General features: G+C 45.9%; 18 protein-coding genes. 14 read left to right on the forward strand and 4 right to left on the reverse strand.

Annotation, left to right across the window (positions count from 1 at the left end; genetic code table 11):
• Nucleotides 1-14: 14 nt before the first annotated feature.
• Nucleotides 15-893, forward strand: coding sequence for a carbohydrate ABC transporter permease (locus LQ247_RS17270; RefSeq protein WP_020452647.1), 879 nt, complete (start codon nt 15-17; stop codon nt 891-893).
• Nucleotides 894-909: 16 nt separating this feature from the next.
• A complete protein-coding gene (locus tag LQ247_RS17275; RefSeq protein WP_039072931.1) occupies nt 910-2,415 on the forward strand; it encodes an extracellular solute-binding protein in 1,506 nt (501 codons plus the stop codon).
• A 31-nt stretch (nt 2,416-2,446) separates the two neighbouring features.
• On the opposite strand, the gene LQ247_RS17280 is transcribed toward LQ247_RS17275, so the two are convergent.
• Nucleotides 2,447-4,756, reverse strand: coding sequence for a helix-turn-helix domain-containing protein (locus LQ247_RS17280; RefSeq protein WP_026579047.1), 2,310 nt, complete (start codon nt 4,754-4,756; stop codon nt 2,447-2,449).
• 215 nt (nt 4,757-4,971) lie between these two features.
• Here LQ247_RS17280 and LQ247_RS17285 point away from each other — a divergent pair, with 215 nt between their 5' ends.
• The 10 genes from LQ247_RS17285 to LQ247_RS17325 all read left to right on the forward strand — a co-directional run bounded on the left by LQ247_RS17285 (nt 4,972) and on the right by LQ247_RS17325 (nt 12,028).
• The gene (locus tag LQ247_RS17285; RefSeq protein WP_020452644.1) at nt 4,972-5,937 is read left to right on the forward strand and encodes an ABC transporter permease; all 966 of its coding nucleotides are present in this window, start codon (nt 4,972-4,974) and stop codon (nt 5,935-5,937) included.
• Between the two features lie 28 nt (nt 5,938-5,965).
• Nucleotides 5,966-7,087: a glycoside hydrolase family 88/105 protein gene (locus LQ247_RS17290; RefSeq protein ID WP_075212782.1), complete on the forward strand. Its 1,122-nt coding sequence runs from the start codon at nt 5,966-5,968 to the stop codon at nt 7,085-7,087.
• Nucleotides 7,084-7,572, forward strand: coding sequence for a lipoprotein YteS (locus LQ247_RS17295; protein ID WP_075212781.1), 489 nt, complete (start codon nt 7,084-7,086; stop codon nt 7,570-7,572). The genes LQ247_RS17290 and LQ247_RS17295 overlap by 4 nt, the downstream gene beginning before the upstream one ends.
• A 21-nt stretch (nt 7,573-7,593) precedes the next feature.
• Nucleotides 7,594-8,871: a Gfo/Idh/MocA family oxidoreductase gene (locus tag LQ247_RS17300; RefSeq protein ID WP_075212780.1), complete on the forward strand. Its 1,278-nt coding sequence runs from the start codon at nt 7,594-7,596 to the stop codon at nt 8,869-8,871.
• 13 nt (nt 8,872-8,884) lie between these two features.
• A complete protein-coding gene (locus tag LQ247_RS17305; RefSeq protein WP_231006341.1) occupies nt 8,885-9,532 on the forward strand; it encodes a YesL family protein in 648 nt (215 codons plus the stop codon).
• A gap of 37 nt (nt 9,533-9,569) precedes the next feature.
• Nucleotides 9,570-9,929, forward strand: coding sequence for a J-domain-containing protein (locus tag LQ247_RS17310; RefSeq protein ID WP_105980030.1), 360 nt, complete (start codon nt 9,570-9,572; stop codon nt 9,927-9,929).
• A gap of 104 nt (nt 9,930-10,033) precedes the next feature.
• The gene (locus tag LQ247_RS17315; protein ID WP_180806814.1) at nt 10,034-11,152 is read left to right on the forward strand and encodes a response regulator aspartate phosphatase; all 1,119 of its coding nucleotides are present in this window, start codon (nt 10,034-10,036) and stop codon (nt 11,150-11,152) included.
• Nucleotides 11,149-11,283 carry a hypothetical protein gene (locus LQ247_RS22085; RefSeq protein ID WP_023855526.1) on the forward strand — a complete coding sequence of 45 codons (135 nt, stop codon included), beginning with the start codon at nt 11,149-11,151 and terminating at the stop codon, nt 11,281-11,283. Before LQ247_RS17315 ends, LQ247_RS22085 begins: the two co-directional genes overlap by 4 nt.
• 82 nt (nt 11,284-11,365) lie before the next feature.
• Entirely contained in the window at nt 11,366-11,680 is a 315-nt protein-coding gene (locus LQ247_RS17320; protein ID WP_095290799.1) for a rhodanese-like domain-containing protein, read from the forward strand.
• Nucleotides 11,681-11,845: 165 nt separating this feature from the next.
• Nucleotides 11,846-12,028, forward strand: coding sequence for a sporulation protein Cse60 (locus LQ247_RS17325; RefSeq protein ID WP_003184510.1), 183 nt, complete (start codon nt 11,846-11,848; stop codon nt 12,026-12,028).
• Between the two features lie 34 nt (nt 12,029-12,062).
• Here the strand turns inward: LQ247_RS17325 and opuD are convergent, their stop codons facing one another.
• On the reverse strand, nt 12,063-13,598 hold the full coding sequence (gene opuD, locus LQ247_RS17330) for a glycine betaine transporter OpuD (protein ID WP_105980601.1): 1,536 nt from the start codon (nt 13,596-13,598) through the stop codon (nt 12,063-12,065).
• 230 nt (nt 13,599-13,828) lie between these two features.
• Nucleotides 13,829-15,103 carry an NAD(P)/FAD-dependent oxidoreductase gene (locus LQ247_RS17335; RefSeq protein WP_105980032.1) on the reverse strand — a complete coding sequence of 425 codons (1,275 nt, stop codon included), beginning with the start codon at nt 15,101-15,103 and terminating at the stop codon, nt 13,829-13,831.
• A 234-nt stretch (nt 15,104-15,337) separates the two neighbouring features.
• Between LQ247_RS17335 and LQ247_RS17340 the strand changes: the two genes are divergently transcribed.
• Together LQ247_RS17340 and LQ247_RS17345 are read left to right on the forward strand one after the other, a co-directional pair.
• A complete protein-coding gene (locus LQ247_RS17340; RefSeq protein WP_020452634.1) occupies nt 15,338-16,966 on the forward strand; it encodes a putative polysaccharide biosynthesis protein in 1,629 nt (542 codons plus the stop codon).
• A gap of 40 nt (nt 16,967-17,006) precedes the next feature.
• Nucleotides 17,007-17,729 (forward strand): pseudouridine synthase, encoded by a 723-nt coding sequence (locus LQ247_RS17345; RefSeq protein ID WP_020452633.1) that lies wholly within the window; start codon nt 17,007-17,009, stop codon nt 17,727-17,729.
• Nucleotides 17,730-17,851: 122 nt separating this feature from the next.
• Here LQ247_RS17345 and LQ247_RS17350 read toward each other — a convergent pair whose 3' ends face one another.
• Nucleotides 17,852-18,073, reverse strand: coding sequence for a DeoR family transcriptional regulator (locus tag LQ247_RS17350; RefSeq protein WP_003184500.1), 222 nt, complete (start codon nt 18,071-18,073; stop codon nt 17,852-17,854).
• Between the last annotated feature and the right edge of the window lie 237 nt (nt 18,074-18,310).

Raw genomic sequence — 18,310 nt, forward strand, 5'->3', positions numbered from 1 at the left:
ACAAGGAGGGGGAAATGACGATCAGGCATTCTGCTGGAAGCCGCGTGTTTGACATATTGAATTATTCATTTTTAACAGGGTTCGGATTGGTTTGTGTGCTGCCGTTCATTCATGTTATCGCAGCCTCTTTTGCGACAGTTGAGGAGGTCATTTCGAAAAAGTTTATCTTAATACCGACAACTTTTTCGCTGGATGCGTACAGGTATATTTTTTCAACTGACATTGTGTACAGAAGCTTAATCATTTCTATTCTTGTCACAGCCGCAGGGACGGCGGTCAGCATGTTTCTATCCTCTTTAATGGCATACGGGTTGTCGAGAAAGGAGCTGATGGGAAGGCGCGTCCTCATGTTCTTGGTCGTGTTCACGATGCTGTTCAGCGGAGGGATGATCCCAACCTTTCTCGTTGTAAAATCGCTCGGCTTGCTCGATACCTATTGGTCTCTGATTCTTCCGACGGCCATCAATGCGTTTAACTTGATCATTTTAAAGAACTTTTTTCAAAACATACCGTCAAGCCTCGAGGAATCCGCCAAAATCGACGGCTGCAATGACATCGGAATTTTCTTCCGCATCATTCTTCCGTTGTCTTTGCCGGCGATTGCGACAATTTCGCTGTTTTACGCCGTCACCTATTGGAATACGTACATGCAAGCGATTCTGTACTTGAGCGATGCGACAAAATGGCCGATACAAGTTTTGCTTCGCCAGATTGTCATCGTATCAAGCGGTATGCAAGGGGATATGACGGAGATGGGGGCAGCCGCGGCGCCGCCGGAACAAACGATCAAAATGGCGGTCATTGTCGTTGCAACCATACCGGTGCTGCTCGTGTATCCGTTTATTCAAAAGCACTTTGCAAAAGGCGCTCTTTTAGGGTCAATTAAAGGATAAAAACGGAGGGGACAATATGGGGAAAAAATGGCTGATAGCGATTTTTGCGTTCGCGCTTTTGGCCGGCGGACTGTTTGGCTGTTCGAAAAGCGGAGCAGATCAGGCTTCTACAAAGGATGAGAAAGTCGATCTGAACTCGCCTTTGGACTTGAGCTGGATGGTAATCCTTTATCATCAGCAGCCGCCGAAGGATACAGCGATTAAAAAAATCGAGGAGCTCACCAATACAAAGCTTGATTTAATGTGGGTGCCTGATGCAGTAAAAGAAGACCGCTTAAACTCAGCGCTCGCCGCCGGAAACCTGCCGAAAGTCGTCACCATTCAGGACATTAAAAATTCATCTGTCATGAATGCGTTCAGATCGGGGATGTTTTGGGAGGTTGGTCCTTATTTAAAGGATTATCCGAATTTAAGCAAGATGAACAAGCTGATCAATAAAAACGCTTCAATCGACGGAAAGCTTTACGGCATCTACAGGGAGCGCCCGTTATCAAGACAGGGGGTTGTCATCCGTAAAGACTGGCTTGACAACCTTGGGCTCGATATACCAAAGACGGTTGATGAACTTTACGAAACAGCGAAGGCATTTACAGAAAAAGATCCTGACCAAAACGGAAAGAACGATACGATCGGCTTTACCGACAGAAACGATTTGATCTACGGCGCCTTTAAAACATTGGGGTCCTATATGGGCATGCCGACTGACTGGGAGGAAAAAGACGGCAAGTTCACGCCTGACTTCATGACAAAAGAGTACATGGATACGATGAAATATATGAAAAAACTGTATGATGAAGGGCTGATCAACAAAGACTTCCCGGTTACGAGCAAAACGCAGCAGCAGGAGATGTTTTCACAAGGGAAAGCCGGCATTTATGTCGGAAATATGGTCGATGCCGTCAATTTAAGAGACCAGTCTGTCGATGATAAAATGGAGCTTGAGATCATCAATCGGATCAAAGGACCGGACGGAGAGGAACGCGTCTGGGCATCAGGCGGGCATAACGGAATCTTTGCCTTTCCGAAAACAAGCGTCAAAACAGAAAAAGAGCTGAAGAGGATTCTGGCCTTTTTCGACCGGATCGCCGAAGAGGATGTTTACAGCCTGATGACTTACGGGATCGAAGGGGTTCACTATAAAAAAGAAGGGGAAAAACAATTCAAACGAATTGATGAAAAACTGAAAGACTGGCAGGCGGAAATTCAGCCGCTCGTCTCTCTCGTCGGCATTGATAAACAATATTTGAAAAATACGGGAGATCCGCTCCGCACAAAATATGAAGAGCTGACAGAGGACAATAATGAGATCATCGTCTCAAATCCGGCCGAAAGTTTGTACTCACCGGCCGCATCTGAAAGAGGCGATGAACTGCAAAAGATCATTGATGATGCCACATATCAATTCATCCTCGGCAAAACGGATGAAAGCCAGTTCGAGAAAGCGGTTGAAAAATGGCGGACGAACGGCGGAGATCAAGTAATAGAAGAATATGAAGAGTCATTTAAAAAAGCAGAAAAATAGAAGGCAATCCCGGGAAGCCGGGATTGTCTTTTTATGCCGAATGAGTTTTCAGCTCGCGGTATTTGCCGGGCGTGATTCCTTCCAGCTTTTTAAATGAGCGGATGAAATTCTGCGGATTTTTGTATTTCAGTTTTTCAGAAATTTCTTTTACGGACAGCGTCGTTTCTGTCAGCCAGTTTTTCGCGACATGATGCCTGTAGGATGACAAGTATTCGCTGAACGATATTTTCATTTCTTTCCTGAAGATGCTGCTTAAATAGTTGGGGTTGTAATGAAGCCTTCCTGCGATCGATTCGAGCGTCAAGTCCGTGTCGAATTCCTGCTGGATAATATGGACGATTTTTTCTGAGATGTTTTTGTATTGTGATTCTTCTCTGATGCTGAGGGTATCGATCATTTTGACGATGATCTGCGCGTTCAGCCAACTTTCGATCTCCTCGATGGTCGTCAGCTCAAAGACGTCGTCGTACAGCATCGTATTTTCGTTCGGTTCAAAAATTTCGATTCCAAGCAAATGCATAAATTCAATCAAGTTGTTCAAGAGCCTTGCAATCGCTACCTGGCAGTGATGCGGATTCATGTTTTCAGAACAAATCGATTCAAGGAGAAGGTGAAGCTGTTCGGCCGCTTGTTTACGGTTGCACGTTTTAATAGCTTCAAACAGTTCATTTTGGATCTGCTTTGGAAACTGGGTTAAAAACGCTTTGTTACGGTCAAGATGCTCATAGAAAATCACCGCGTGTTTTCCTGATTTCAGACGGTATGTCAGCGCTTCAAGCCCTTCCAAATAAGCGCGCTTCGACATTGCAAGGCTTGTAAACGGCTGGCTGATGCCGATGCTGACGAACAATCCAAGCTCCTCATGAATTTTATCCCTGATGGATGATGCTGTATGCTCCAAGTCCTCCTGAAACCTGTCCAGCGGCTGTCCGCGGTTCAGCATGATGATGGTCTGCGTTTTATCAATGACAACCGGCGGGAGGCGCTTATTCTTGGGCACAGATCGTTCGACAAGGCTGTTGATCGCAAACAGCAGGACATCAAGATCCTTTTTATCATATGATGTGTCTTTCAATGTATCAATTTGCAAGGCAAAAACGGACAGGTGGCTCCAATCTTCAGGGAAGCCGAGCCCTGTAAAGCGGTCTTTGATTTCTTCTTCGCTCAGCTTGCCGAGCAAAAGCCTTGTTAAAAAATACTGCTTCAGCTGGGTGACCTGCTGTTCGACGCGCACCTTCAGATCATGGTTTTTATTTTTCATCTCTTTAATATTCCGTTCAATCAGTTCAAATTCGTTTTTCGGTTTCTCCTGGCCGGAAGCGGCCCCCGCAGAAAAGCCTGAGACGGATTCGTACAAAACCTTGATCGGCCTGTAAAAATGACGAGAACCAAACCAGGAAAATAGGTATGAAAGCGCTAACAAAATGACGCAGATCGTAAACGTAAACCAGCCGATTGATGCCGTCTGCTGATAGAGTTCCGGAATGGTCGTTAACGAAATGTATATCCAATTATTGTAATCTGATTTCTGGTATGTAATGTTATAGGCGGTGTCGTTGACTGTTGTATCAAACTGGCCGTTTTTTTCCTGATGCCGGCGGATCGTTTTGAAATAATCGTCTTGTTTGATCGATTGCCCAATCATTGACGGGTCTGAGTGAAGGATGATCCGTCCGTTGTCATCAAGCACCATCATGCTGTTTGTTTTTGAATGATGCGGCATGCGCTTGACAAGCGAACAAGAAGGAATACTTGCGATCGCAAGGCCTCTGTTTTCCATGCTGTTCAGCGGAAGCTGTTTGACCAGATTGACGTTGTACAGGCAGTTGCCCGAAGCCCCTTCTTTTGTGGCGACAAGGTCGTTGTTTTTTTCAAGCACCCAGCTGGAGCGGCTTTTTAAGGCGTTGTAAAGCGAGATCGTGATGGCTTGTTTTCCCTGATCTAAAGGATATAAACCGGAATTGTTGATATACCACTTTTTTTCTTGGCTGATCAGCGTGATATCCGACAGATCGGTATCGAATGTCTGCAGTTCGTTTAATTCCTTGTTGATTTGGTTATACAGCTGAAAGCGTTCTGGTGTAATGGTGCGGCTGAGTGTCTGAATTAAAGGATAGGAACGGACGTAATTGGTGAAGGAATGGTCAACCGTTTTTAAAATATGCTCGATATTTAGCTGTGTCTGGCCAACGGTTTGGAGCTTTTCGTTTGTAACGTTTTGTTCAATGGTTTCCGCTGATCTCTGATAGGAAAAAAAGCCGACGATGATGACCGGAATGGTGCTCAGAACGAGAAAGAAGGTCACCAGCTTATAGTAAAACTTATATTGTTTTCTCTTCATAAATTCCCCCCCAACAAATCTTCGTTTGAGTTGTTCATATATAATTAATCCGACTTTTGTGTGAATTTGTCAATAATCATTTTCTAACCATCGTTTCATTTTATTAGGTTTTGCCGGCTGCCGGGCGAGGTGCGGCCGATGTGATGATATGATTGTAGATTTATTTTTTCATGGTGGGATAAAGTGAAAGCAAACATCACGAAGGGAGGCCGTTTATGAAAGCAGCCGATGTCCAGACCGGAAAAAATCCGGCCCATATTGTTGAAAAAAAACGAAAGACGCGTTTTTGGGAAAAGCTTCTCCAGCAAAAATATTTATATTTGATGATTCTGCCGGGACTGATTTATTTTTTGCTTTTTAAGTATGTGCCGATGTGGGGGATTGTCATAGCGTTTCAGGATTACCAGCCGTTTCTCGGCATAACGGGGAGCGAATGGGTGGGTTTTAAGCATTTTGAAAGGCTGTTCACCGAACCGACGTTTTTTATGCTTCTGAAGAATACATTGATTTTGTTTTTCCTCAACCTTGTTGTATTCTTTCCGATACCGATTATTTTGGCGCTTTTATTGAATGAAGTCAGAGTCGCATTGTTCAAAAAGTTTGTCCAGACGCTGATCTATATTCCGCATTTTATGTCATGGGTCATTGTGGTATCGCTTTCATTCGTTCTGTTGACGGTTGACGGAGGATTGATCAATGAGATCATCGCCTACTTCGGCGGAGAAAAGATCAACTTTTTGCTGAATGAAAGCTGGTTCAGGCCGATGTACATTCTCCAGGTCATCTGGAGGGAAGCCGGCTGGTCGACGATCATTTATTTGGCGGCGATTACCGCTGTCGATCCGCAGCTTTACGAAGCGGCGAAAATGGACGGGGCCAATCGCCTGAGGAGGATGTGGCATGTCACACTACCTGCGATCAGAAGCGTCATCGTTGTTTTACTTATTTTGAAAATCGGCGATACGCTCGAACTCGGCTTTGAGCATGTGTATCTGCTTTTAAATGCAACGAACCGCGAAGTGGCCGAGATCTTTGATACGTATGTATACACGGCCGGATTAAAGCAGGGGCAGTTCAGCTACAGTACAGCCGTCGGTTTATTTAAAGCAGCTGTCGGTCTCATTCTTGTCATATTTGCAAACAGGATGGCGAAGAAGTTTGGAGAAGAAGGAATATATTAATATTTTTTGATGAAAGGAATTGAATGACATGAATCAATCTCTCATCACAAAAACGCCTCTTTACATTGCCGAAGAAGCGGCCAAAACAATAATGAAAGCGTATACACCAAAGGAGCTGCCGCCGGCCGGACGCTGGCACTACCATCAGGGTGTATTTCTGTGCGGCTTGATTCGCCTCTGGGAAGAAACGGGGAAAGAAGCATATTTCAACTATGTAAAAGAATACGCCAATGAGCTCATTGACGGCTGCGGGAATTTTTATTTCAGGAGGGATGAACTGGACGCCATACAAGCCGGACTTATCCTTTATCCTTTGTATGATGAAACGGGCGATGAACGCTACCGTAAAGCCGCCAAAAAGCTGAAGGGCCTTTTTGATACGCTGAATCAAACAGAAGAAGGCGGGTTTTGGCATAAAGATAAATATCCTTACCAAATGTGGCTTGACGGGTTGTACATGGGAGGGCCTTTCGCACTTAAGTATGCAAGAGCGTTCAATGAGCCTGAACTGTACGATATGGTCATCCTCGAAGAAAAACTGATGAGAAAACATACGAAAGACTGCCGGACGGGATTGTATTATCATGCGTGGGATGAAAAGAGGGAAATGCCCTGGGCCGACCCCGTTTCAGGCTGTTCTCCCGAATTTTGGGGAAGGTCAATCGGCTGGTACGCGCTTGCACTGAGCGATATGATCGAACTGCTCCCGCAGGGGCATGACACGAGACAGGAGTGGACCCGGGTGCTTCAAGAGATGGTCAAAAGCATTGCCAATTTTCAAGATGAACGCACAGGGTTATGGCACCAGGTTGTCGATAAAGGCGGACTTCCGGACAATTGGCTTGAAAGCTCCTGCTCGTGTTTATATATGTACGCGATGACGAAAGGAGCTCGCATGGGCTATATCGATTCATCATATATTGATAGAGCCGCAAAGGCTTTCAAAGGACTCGTCGAAGAGAAAATCGAGCTGAGCGCAAAAGAAGGCTTGCTTTTAAAAGATATTTGCGTCGGAACTTCTGCAGGGACATACGATTATTATGTCGGGCGGGAAAAAAGCACCAACGATCTTCACGGTGTCGGCGCATTGATCATGGCTCTTGTAGAACTTGAAAAGACCGGCCGCTTTTCCCGCGAGGCAGCGAAGTGAAGAACTTCGCTTTCTCCGTCCTTCTATTTGCAGCAGTGCTTCTTTTTTCCTCATGCGGACAGGATGGGGGCCGGGGAACAGACGTATTGATCTTTTCGGATGCACCGGCTGAAATAAAGGAAAACGTCCAGCGCGCAGCCGGGAAAGAACAGCTCAACATCACCGTTTTCCCGGCTGCACCGGAAAAACTTCTAGTTGAAATTGCGGCGAAAGAAGGAGATCTGTTTATCGTTCCAGAAGACATGTTTAAACCTTTTTACGATCCTGAAGGACTTCAGCCATTGAAAGTTGCTTCGAAAGAAAAAGAGCCATACAGCGCTCCGGGCAAAAACGGGTACGTACAGCTGTATGCGGCTGTCATTGAAAAAGGAGAAAAACGTTTGAACGGCTATACGTTTCAGCTGAATACAGACATGGCAGCTTTCATACCGGTCTATGCGAAGAAAACCCCTGAAGCGATGGAACTCATCGAAGCGCTTCGCTGAAAATGAAAGGGGGAGGAACCGATGAAAACATATGCGATATGCGGTCTGAGCGGCCGCGCTTTTAACATGTTTATCGAGCCTCTAGTGGGAAAATACGGGGAAGAACACCGCATCGCCGCGCTCCTGGACAGCGATCCGCTAAGGGAAGAAGTCTGCAAAGACAGGTTTCCGGCGCTTCGTCCTGTCCCGTTTTTCAAGGAGAAAGCGTTTACCGAAATGCTTGATAAAATCAAGCCGGACGCCATTATTGTAGCAGGCCGTGATGATACGCATGTCCGCTATATATTGGGCGCTTTACAGGCGAATATCGATGTGGTCACTGAAAAGCCGATGGTGACAACGGCACGGGATGCGGCAGCCGTATTAAAAGCCGAAGCCGCGAGCAAAGGAAAAGTGACCGTTACGTTTAATTACCGCTGCAATCCGTACCACCGCAAGATCAAAGAGCTGATACTTGAAGGAAAGCTCGGCACGATTACGTCGGTTGACTTTAACTGGTACATCGATACGTATCACGGCGCAAGCTATTTTAAACGCTGGAACAGGATGAGAGCATACTCCGGCGGGCTTTCCGTCCATAAGTCAACCCATCATTTCGACCTTGTCAATTGGTGGCTTGCTCAAACGCCTCGCGAGGTTTTTGCCTATGGAGGCCTGTACTACTACGGACCCGGCGGCGAAATGAATCCTGAAAAAGGGGAAAAACGCTATTGCGGAACATGCCATGTCAAGAAGAATTGCCGCTATTATATGAGGTGGCAGGCAGGCGACCCGCAGGACGATCATGTCAAGACCAACGAAAGCCAGCAGCTGCTCTATACCGATTACAGGCCTGACGCGTGTATTTTCGATGAAGAAATCGATATCGAGGACACGTATGCAGCCGTTTTGAAATACGACAAAGGGGCGCTGCTGAATTACTCCGTCCATTTTTCAGCCCCGTATGAAGGCTACCGGCTTGCAATCAACGGGACAAAGGGAAGGCTTGAAACGCAGGAATATCATGCGCCGGCAAGGGTTCCATTTGAAGTTCCCGAACAGACCATCGATTATTATCCGCTGTTTGAATCGAAAGAAACGATTCGCGTCGTCAGGCAGCCCGGCGGGCATGGCGGAGGAGATCCGCTGCTTTTGGAAGAGCTGTTTGGCGGAGGAGACCCGTTGAGGAATTACGACATTCTGGCCGGTGCCGAAGCAGGCGCCTATTCAATTGCAGCCGGCGAGGCAATATGGCGCTCCATCAAAGAAAAAAAGCCGATAGGAATCAGTGAACTTCTGTATACCCGGCAATATACATAAAGGGGGGGAATTCGTGGAACAAAGCGTCTCCATGGGAAGGGTGCTGAGTTTTTGTGAATGGGTGCTGAAGTTTTTTTACGCCAATCTGCTGTGGTTTGTATTTACGCTGCTCGGCCTTGGCGTCTTCGGGTTTATGCCGGCGACGACTGCATTGTTTTCCGTGATGAGAAAATGGATTATGGGCAAAACCGAAATTCCGATATGTAAAACGTTTTGGCAGGCGTACCGCGGCGAGTTTTTTCGTTCCAACGTCATCGGTCTTATTCTGGCGGCAGTTGGCATCATCATTTATGTTGACCTTGCTTTTATTTATCCGGAGCATTTCCTATTGCACGTTCTCCGGTTCGTCATTATGATTTTTGGATTTTTGTTTTTGATTATGCTGTTTTATATGTTCCCGCTGCTCGCCCATTTCGATTGTAAGAAGCGGATGTATTTTAAGTTTTCGCTGATTCTGGGCATATCGTATTTACAGTATACATTAACAATGATGGCGGTTGTTGCCGTGCTTTATATCGCTTTTGCCTTTCTGCCCGGAATTGTTCCTTTTTTCAGCGTCAGCCTGCTCAGCTATGCGGTCATGTGGCTGGCATATCAAGTATTGAAAAAAGCCGAGGCCGTAGAACAGAGGGGAACTGTCGTAACGACAAGACACACCTGAACCTTTGCTTCAGGTGTGATGAGAGGAGATGGCCCACATGAGTGAAGAATTTGAAAAACGATATCTTCACTGGATTGATCAAGCTGTAAAGGAAAGCGAAAAGAAAGACGACTTCAAGTCCCTCCCCGGTTTTGGAAGACCGCTCAGTAAAGAGGCGCTCGAAGGGGATGCGCTTTCGTCAACTCTTAAAAACGCCCGTTATCTGCCGGAGTGGCTGAAGCTGCAAAAGGAAATTAAACAAGAGATTGAAAAAGCGATCAAATCGAATCAGCGCGAAGCGCTGATCGATGCCATCAACCTAAAAATTAAAAAATACAACCTCACCTGTCCGAGCCAATTCCAAAAAGGCCTTGTTTCAGCCAAAAACCTCGAAAGCCAGCTCAAATATTGGAGCTGATGCCACTCCTTGCACTTATTCATAAAAATAATTGCCAATAACAATTATTTTCTGTAAAATAAAGTTAATAAATGTAATTTTTGTGTTTTTAAAAAGAAGAAAGGATGAATGAAGAAGTGGAAGCGAAAGCGGCATACGAAAAAGCGGCCGGGCTCTTGAATCAGTGGTACACCATGATCAAGCGCCATGAAGCGCTCCAGGCTGTATCTTTGAGATACGAGATCCGAAACCTGCTCTCTAAAATGGAGAAAAACAGAGATTTGGAGCTCTATTTTCAGCTTTTGGACTACCGCTGCAAATTGATGATGGAGCAGTTTGCAGAATCAGCCGAGCTCTTCCGGAAGATTAAAAGGCAGAAGGAAACGGTTAAGAACGCGGATGACATCATTCAGTACTATTTTTTCTTTTTTTCAGGCATGTATGAGTTTTATGAGAAAAACTATCTTGAGGCGATCAGCTGTTACAAAAAAGCGGAAATGAAGCTGCATAAACTGACCGATGAAATTGAAAAAGCGGAATTTTACTATAAGATCGCAACTGCCTACTACCAAATAGATGATCATTTCAGATCGTTGAACTACTCCGAAAAAGCGCTCTCACTTTTCAGCAAGCATAAAGAATACATAGACAAAACGATCGGGTGCGAAATGATTCTCGGGTCGGTTCAGTTTGAACTGTTCCGCATCAAACAAGCCGAGGAACACTACGGCCGGGCGCTTGATCAGGCCGTTTCCCTCCAAAACCGGCGAATCATCGGGCTGATCTATCATAATATGGGTCTGAACTACGCCAAATGCAGCATGCCGCTTTTGGCGGAGGAGCACTTTAGAAAAGCTCTTTCAATCGGTGTCCATGAGCAATCGGTCTTTGGCATTAACACCCTTTTTGAGCTGTCCCACCTCATGTACAAAAACGGTTCTCCCGAAGAAGCGAGACGTCTCTGCAAAGAGGGATTTACCAGAGCGGCGGAACAAGGAGAGGATGAATACGCGGCGAAATTCAGGCTGATTTTCGCCCTGTATGACGCGGGCCATCCGCTCGATATTGAACTTTCGCTTGAATACATGAGCGATAAACGGCTATGGCCGCATGTTGCCGAACTGACAAAAGATATAGCCGATTACTACATGAAGTCCGGCGACCATGAAAAAAGCGCGCTTTACCTGGAAAAATCGCAGCATGCCAAGAATCAAATATATAAAATGAAGGAGGGGCTCATATGAAAAAATCCATTTGTTTTTTCACCGTCATGCTTGTTTGTCTGATAGGGGGAAGCTTCACAGCCGATTCTGCAGCACAGGACGGATCGTTCCAGACATTGGGGAAATCAGTGTTTCCTGACAGTGGACGATAGAGAAAACCTGCTGAAATAGAAATTGCCTCCCGACTTTTGCTATAATAGTCTCACCTAAAGGCAATTGAAGGGAGCAGTAACGATGACGATAAAAGAGATTTCGGCTGATGAACTGAAAGGCAGGCTTGCAAAAGGAGAAACGCTGAACATTATTGACGTCAGAGAAGATGAAGAAGTGGCTGAAGGGATGATCCCTGAAGCCGTTCACATTAAAATGGGGGATATTCCTGAAAAACTCGATGTCTTCCAAAAGGAGCAGCCTTATATTTTTGTCTGCCGATCAGGCAAGCGCAGCGAAAATGTCTGCCTCTATTTGCAGGATAAAGGCTTTGATGTCACCAATATGGTCGGCGGCATGCTCGAATGGACCGGAAACACAAAGCCGAAAACAAAATAAGCGGGTCCGGCTTCTTATCTGTACAGATAAGAAGTTTTTTATTTATCACATGTCAGGAAACGCTCGGAGCCTCCTGCCGGCGACCTTCAAGGTTCTTTCGATCAGGATTTTAAGCATAACTTCGGCTGTGTGCGAATACCTTTCATTATAGAAAGGAGAGAGCGTATGCTGAAGGTAGCCGTATTCGATGAAGAACACGAAAAAGATTTGCAGCATGAGATCAATGAATTCTTAAAAAAGCTGTCGGAAGACCAGCTGGTCGATATAAAATATGACGTATCAGCCGCATGCGATCCTCAAGGCGAACAGCTTTACTGTTTTTCTGCGTTAATTTTATACAGGACATAAAAAAACAGCTCTTCAAAGAAAGAGCTGTTTTCGTTTATGCTTTTTTCACCCTTGGGCTTCTTGGCTTCTGGAATTTCTCAGCCTGTTTAATTTCTTTCCGCTCTTGTGACAGAGATTTATACAACGATACAAGCATGAAAATCACGACGACTGAGAACGGCAGTGCGGCCAGGATGGCGGTGTTTTGCAGGGCCGATAGTCCGCCTGAATACAGAAGCGCCGCAGCCATTGCTGACTGGATGATTCCCCATGATATCTTGACCGAATTCGCAGGATTCAGTGAACCGTAAGTCGTTTGCATGCCGAGAACAAATGTTGCCGAGTCTGCGGAAGTGATAAAGAATACGGCAATGAGCACCAAGGCAACGATAGATGTAATCATCGCCAGCGGATAGTGGTCAAACATGCCAAACAGCATCGTGTCTGAAGACAGTTTTGCAATGTTAAAAGTCCCTTTTTGCTGAAGATCCATCGCTGAAACCCCGAAAATTGAAAACCATAGAAACGCCAGCACAGTAGGGGCAAACAATACGGCAATCAAAAATTCCCTGATTGTGCGCCCCCTTGATACGCGGGCGATGAAAATACCGACAAACGGCGACCAGGAGATCCACCAAGCCCAGTAGAAAATCGTCCATGAATTGATCCATTCACGGCTGTCCGGATCATTAGGCGCAAGGCGGAAGCTCATTTGCACCACGTTGGAGATATACGTTCCGATCGTGTCCGTAAACGAGTTCATAATCAACACTGTCGGTCCCACGAACAGCATAAAGATCATCAGGATGCCGGCCAGCACCATGTTCGTATTGCTCAAGTACTTGATGCCTTTTCCGATACCGCTCCATGCGGAAACTAAGAACAGCACGGTAACGACTGCAATAATTGCCAGCTGCACTTGAAAGCTGTTCGGCACTCCGAATAGATAATGGAGTCCGCCGTTGATCTGCGTGGCGCCGATTCCGAGACTAGTCGCTACACCGACGACGGTTGCGAAGACAGCGATGCAGTCAATCCCTTTTCCAAGCGGTCCGTTGACTTTGTCGCCGAAGACCGGAAACAGCGTCGCGCTGATCAAGCCAGGCGCGTCTTTTCTGAATTTAAAGTACGCGATGCAAAGAGCAACGATCGCATAGATCGCCCATGCATGCAATCCCCAGTGGAAAAATGTATACCTCAGAGAATCTCTGAAGGCCTGGGCTGTTTCTGTTTCACCTGATGGAGAGCTAATGGCAAAATGGCTGATCGGTTCAGCCGCGCCATAAAATACGAGACCAATGCCCATACCTGCGCTAAAAAGCATGGCAAACCAAGATAATCGAGAGAATTCAGGTTTTTCTTCAGGTTTCCCTAATTTGATCTTTCCGATCGGACTGAAGATCAAAAAGATGCTGAATGCGACAAACAGAGAAACCACCAATAAATAATACCATCCTAGTGTGTTCGTAACATAACCTTGAATCGAAGTCGTTAACGCCTGAAGGTTATCAGGAGCAACGATTCCCCATAATACAGCTGCTGCTGTGATAACAATCACAATCCAAAAAACGCTTGAAATATTTTTCAAAATCATCCTCACCCTCTAATCATTTTTCGTCCTTACTCCCATCATTATGTTTAGTATGAGTTGCACATATAAAATTCATTCTCTCTCAGGAAGTTTGACCTAGCTTCCCCTATTACCCCACAATCAGGTGAAACAAAACTCTTTAACCGTAACATACTTTTCAAAAAAGGCACAAGTCTCAGCACTGCGCTGAAACTCTGCCATTCCACATTTGTCAAGGGTTTGGAGCAATTTTATTTTTTTCTTCGGCAAAGTGAAAATTCGCCTGCATTCATGCCTGCAAGTCTGCCTGTGACAAGCGCGGATGTGATATTGTACCCGCCCGTATAGCCGTGAATATCGAGGATTTCCCCGCAGAAATAAAGCCCCTCCTTTTTTTTGGACGCCATTTTTTTAGGATCGATTTCTTTTACGGAAACCCCTCCGCCGGTCACAAAGGCTTTGTCAAGCGAAAGAGTGCCGTTCACGTTGACGGTAAACTCTTTACAGTCTTTGACGAAAGCTCTGAAGCGGTCTTTGGAAAGGGATGAAAACGTTTCAGAAGGATCAATCTTGTTGCGCTCGAGAAGAAACAGCAGATACCTTTCCTGCATCCAAGGCTTCAGCATGTTTTTGAGTGATTTTTTCGGAGCGTCCTTTAATTCTTTATGCATGTTTTGAAAAAGCTGTTCTTCATGAATATCAGGGAACAAGTCGATTTTCAGCCTGACGTTTTCCTGCTTTTTCAACTCTTTAACGACAAATTGGCTGCACCTGAGGACAGCGGGCCCAGAAAGTCCAAAATGGGTAAAAATCATATCCATTTGGTGGGTGATGACCGGTTTTCCTTTTTTGTTCAATACGCTGAGAGCGACGTTTCTCAATGATAGGCCCTGCAATGTTTTCTGCTTGATAAAAGGCTCGTCAGACGTAACCGGAACTTCTGTCGGGAACAGTTCCGTAATCGTATGGCCGGCTTTTTCCGCCCATTCATAGCCGTCTCCGGTCGATCCTGTATGCGGGACGCTTTTCCCGCCGACAGCGATAACGACAGAGCCCGCTCCCATTTCTTCGCCGCTGCCTGTCACGATCCCGCACGCTTTTTCTTCATTGTATAGGACTGTTTTCACTTTTTCGTTTGTCCGCACGCTTACATGAAGCTGTTCAAGCCTTGTTAAAAGTGCATCCACTACGCTCTGCGCCTTGTCGGAGACAGGAAACATTCTTCCGTGATCTTCCTCTTTCAGCTTGACGCCCAGGCGCTCAAAAAATTTGATGATGTCCTCGTTGTTAAATTCAGAAAAAGCGCTGTACAAAAAGCGTCCGTTTCCGGGAATATGCCGGATGATCTCATCAACCGGCAAGCGGTTCGTCACATTGCACCGTCCGCCTCCCGAAATGGCCAGCTTGCGGCCGAGTTTGTTTCCTTTGTCAATCAAAAGAACGTCCGCCCCCTGTTCACCGGCCGCGATGGCGGCCATCAGCCCGGAGGGGCCTCCGCCGATGACGATGACATCAAAATACTTCATACCAATATCCTCAACTTTCCTGTCTTGTAGAGCCTGCATTCTGTGCAGGCGGGAGGGATTTCATCAGATAATATCCGCGCTCCATCTTCTTATTATAACGAAAGATCGGCTGGATGAAAAAACGTTAAAACATGGGGATGTTAAAATTTAGCCATGTTATTATTACCTGAGTAATGCGCCTGTATGTTAAAATAGAAAAGTTGAATCTATTGAAGAAAAATGGTGATTGGGAACATGTCAAGCAAACTGTTAAGAGGCACCTTTGTATTAACGCTTGGTACCTATATTTCAAGGATCCTCGGAATGATTTACTTGATTCCGTTCGGAGCCATGGTCGGTGCCACCGGCGGTGCCCTGTTCCAGTACGGTTATAATCAATATACGATTTTTTTAAGCATTGCGACCATGGGATTTCCGGCGGCCGTGTCCAAGTTTGTTTCAAAATATAACTCGATGGGCGATTATGAAACAACGAGAAGGATGCTGCGCGCCGGAATGTCGATGATGCTCGTCACAGGCATCATTGCTTTCTCCATTCTATATTTGTCTGCCCCGTTTTTTGCGGAGATGGCCCTCGGCGGAACAGAAAACAACGGGCTGACGATTGAACATGTCGTGTATGTCATTCGCATGGTCAGTCTCGCTTTACTTGTTGTGCCGATCCTGGCGCTGATCAGAGGCTTTTTCCAAGGTCACCAGATGATGGGGCCGACAGCCGTTTCACAGGTCGTTGAACAAATTGCCAGAATCGTCTTTCTATTAACGGCTACTTATTTGGTGATCAAAGTATTAGACGGAGGGCTTGTCGTCGCTGTCGGCTATGCGACTTTTGCGGCTTTGATCGGCGCATTCGCCGGGCTGTTCACGCTTTATTTTTCCTGGCAGAAAAGAAAAGGGGCGCTTTTGGCGCTGAAGCCGAACCTGGTTCCTTCCGCCAATATTACGTACCGGCAGATGTTTAAGGAGCTGTTCAGCTATGCCGCCCCATACATCTTTGTCGGATTGGCGATACCGCTTTACCAGTACATTGATACGAATACGTTTAATAAAGCGATGATTGCAGCCGGCTATCAAAACATCAGCCAGGATTTGATGGCGATCGTGACGCTGTACGTGCCAAAGCTTGTGATGATACCGGTATCTCTCGCGACGGCATTCGGCCTGACATTGATCCCGGCGGTGACTGAAAACTTTACCAACAAAGATTTCCCTGCTTTAAATAAACAGATTGATCAGGCGATGCAGATCATTCTTTTTATCGTTCTTCCTGCATCAGTCGGTATGGCTCTTTTATCGGGTCCGGTTTACACGTTCTTTTACGGCTCGGAAAGCCTGCTCCCTGAAATGGGACGAGATATTTTGTTCTGGTACGCGCCCGTGGCGCTGTTATTCTCGCTCTTCACCGTCAACGCTGCGATTTTGCAGGGGGTGAACAAGCAGAAATTTGCGGTTGTCAGCCTGATGATCGGGATTGTGATCAAAATTGGGCTTAACGTTCCGCTCATCAAGCTGTTTCAAGGAAGCGGATCGATTTTGGCAACGGCGCTCGGCTATTCAGCGTCACTCCTGTACGGATTTATTATGATTAAACGTCATGCCGGCTATTCGTATCGCAAACTGTTTAAACGGTTTTTGCTGATGCTGATCCTGACGGCGGTCATGGGCATCATGTTGCTGCTTGTTCAGGCGCTACTCAGTCTGTTTATTTCATATGAAGGCGGGCAGATCAAATCTGCTGTCGTCATTTTCATCACAACCGCGGTCGGCGGATCGGTTTATCTGTACTTGGCTTACCGTGTGAAACTGCTCGAAAAAATGTTCGGTCAGCGGTTGAATCGCTTTTTCAAAAGAAAGGCCTCCTAAAAAGGGCTTTTCTTTTTATGTAAAAAAAGGGAGTGTCTTCATGAGATTGGATAAACTGTTGTCAAACAGCGGCTACGGTTCGAGAAAAGAAGTCAAAAAAATGCTGAAAAACGGGGCGGTACGCGTGAATGATCAACTGATCAAAGACGCAAAAGAGCATGTAGACCCGGAATCAGACGACATCACGGTTTACGGCGAACCCGTCGTTTATCAGGAATTTATTTACTTGATGATGAACAAGCCGCAAGGCGTGCTGTCAGCGACAGAAGACAGCCGCCAGGAAACGGTTGTTGATTTGCTCGATCCGGAGCTGCTGAGGTTTGAGCCGTTTCCGGTCGGAAGGCTTGACAAGGATACCGAGGGGCTGCTGCTTTTAACGAATGACGGCCAGTTGGCACACCAGCTTTTATCGCCGAAAAAACACGTGCCTAAAACGTATGAAGTACATGTCGATAAGCCGATTGATCAGGCGGCTCTCGATCAGCTTGAAAAAGGGGTCGATATCGGTGAAGGATATGTCACAAAACCGGCTGAAGCGTCGCTTTTGGCAAGCAAAAACGGCGTGGAACGTCTGCTTTTGACAATAACGGAAGGAAAATTTCATCAGGTTAAAAGAATGCTGAAGGCTGTCGGCCGTGACGTCATCTATTTAAAGCGGCTGAAAATGGGGGATGTCGATCTTGATGGAGAGCTTTTGCCGGGGGAATACAGAGAGCTCTCTGAGCACGAGCTTGCCGCATTGCAAAACAAAAAGACACTCTGATTCGTCGAGTGCCTGTAGAGCTGGTTTATGGGGCATCAAACTTCATCGGGTTTGATGCTTTTTATGTTTGATGGCTGTCCTATATGATATTCAGCGCTAAAGTTCAATTTTTCAGAATATTACTATGAGGAGATTTTTACTTTTTTTCTTGTAGTCTCCCATTTGCCTCTGCTGGGGCTGTGTACTAGATCGTTGTATGCCAACACATTCAGATCACGCTGGATTGTTCTCGGTGTAGTGCCAAATTCATCAACCAGTTCCTGGGTTGTAACGAGTCCTTTTTCTTGAATGAACATGTATACTGATTTGATCCTGGTTAGCATTCGGTTTGTTGAAGGTTTCAAACAACCACTCCCTATCGTATGATCGAATGGACTTGACTACCACAACTTACGACTCCAAAATGCAGCATGGACGGTTAGCGACCATTTCTTGAAAATGATCAATAAATATTATACACGATCTCTTTGCCAAATATCCAGAAAAAAGCCGGAGCCAAATTAATGAAAAAATGAAAATCGTGAGCAGAACATGCAGTACGATCACGTTTTTTTGCCAAAAAAATTTTAAACTTTTTCTAG

Source organism: Bacillus sp. BS3(2021) (assembly GCF_021043345.1).
Taxonomy (GTDB): Bacteria; Bacillota; Bacilli; order Bacillales; family Bacillaceae; genus Bacillus; species Bacillus paralicheniformis.

Excerpts from the sequence above, each read along its gene's own strand:
- LQ247_RS17270 (WP_020452647.1), top strand. The coding sequence starts at position 15 with ATGACGATCAGGCATTCTGCTGGAAGCCGCGTGTTTGACATATTGAAT.
- LQ247_RS17275 (WP_039072931.1), top strand. The coding sequence starts at position 910 with ATGGGGAAAAAATGGCTGATAGCGATTTTTGCGTTCGCGCTTTTGGCC.
- LQ247_RS17280 (WP_026579047.1), bottom strand. The coding sequence starts at position 4,756 with ATGAAGAGAAAACAATATAAGTTTTACTATAAGCTGGTGACCTTCTTT.
- LQ247_RS17285 (WP_020452644.1), top strand. The coding sequence starts at position 4,972 with ATGAAAGCAGCCGATGTCCAGACCGGAAAAAATCCGGCCCATATTGTT.
- LQ247_RS17290 (WP_075212782.1), top strand. The coding sequence starts at position 5,966 with ATGAATCAATCTCTCATCACAAAAACGCCTCTTTACATTGCCGAAGAA.
- LQ247_RS17300 (WP_075212780.1), top strand. The coding sequence starts at position 7,594 with ATGAAAACATATGCGATATGCGGTCTGAGCGGCCGCGCTTTTAACATG.
- LQ247_RS17310 (WP_105980030.1), top strand. The coding sequence starts at position 9,570 with ATGAGTGAAGAATTTGAAAAACGATATCTTCACTGGATTGATCAAGCT.
- LQ247_RS17315 (WP_180806814.1), top strand. The coding sequence starts at position 10,034 with ATGAATGAAGAAGTGGAAGCGAAAGCGGCATACGAAAAAGCGGCCGGG.
- LQ247_RS22085 (WP_023855526.1), top strand. The coding sequence starts at position 11,149 with ATGAAAAAATCCATTTGTTTTTTCACCGTCATGCTTGTTTGTCTGATA.
- LQ247_RS17320 (WP_095290799.1), top strand. The coding sequence starts at position 11,366 with ATGACGATAAAAGAGATTTCGGCTGATGAACTGAAAGGCAGGCTTGCA.
- LQ247_RS17325 (WP_003184510.1), top strand. The coding sequence starts at position 11,846 with ATGCTGAAGGTAGCCGTATTCGATGAAGAACACGAAAAAGATTTGCAG.
- LQ247_RS17335 (WP_105980032.1), bottom strand. The coding sequence starts at position 15,103 with ATGAAGTATTTTGATGTCATCGTCATCGGCGGAGGCCCCTCCGGGCTG.
- LQ247_RS17340 (WP_020452634.1), top strand. The coding sequence starts at position 15,338 with ATGTCAAGCAAACTGTTAAGAGGCACCTTTGTATTAACGCTTGGTACC.
- LQ247_RS17345 (WP_020452633.1), top strand. The coding sequence starts at position 17,007 with ATGAGATTGGATAAACTGTTGTCAAACAGCGGCTACGGTTCGAGAAAA.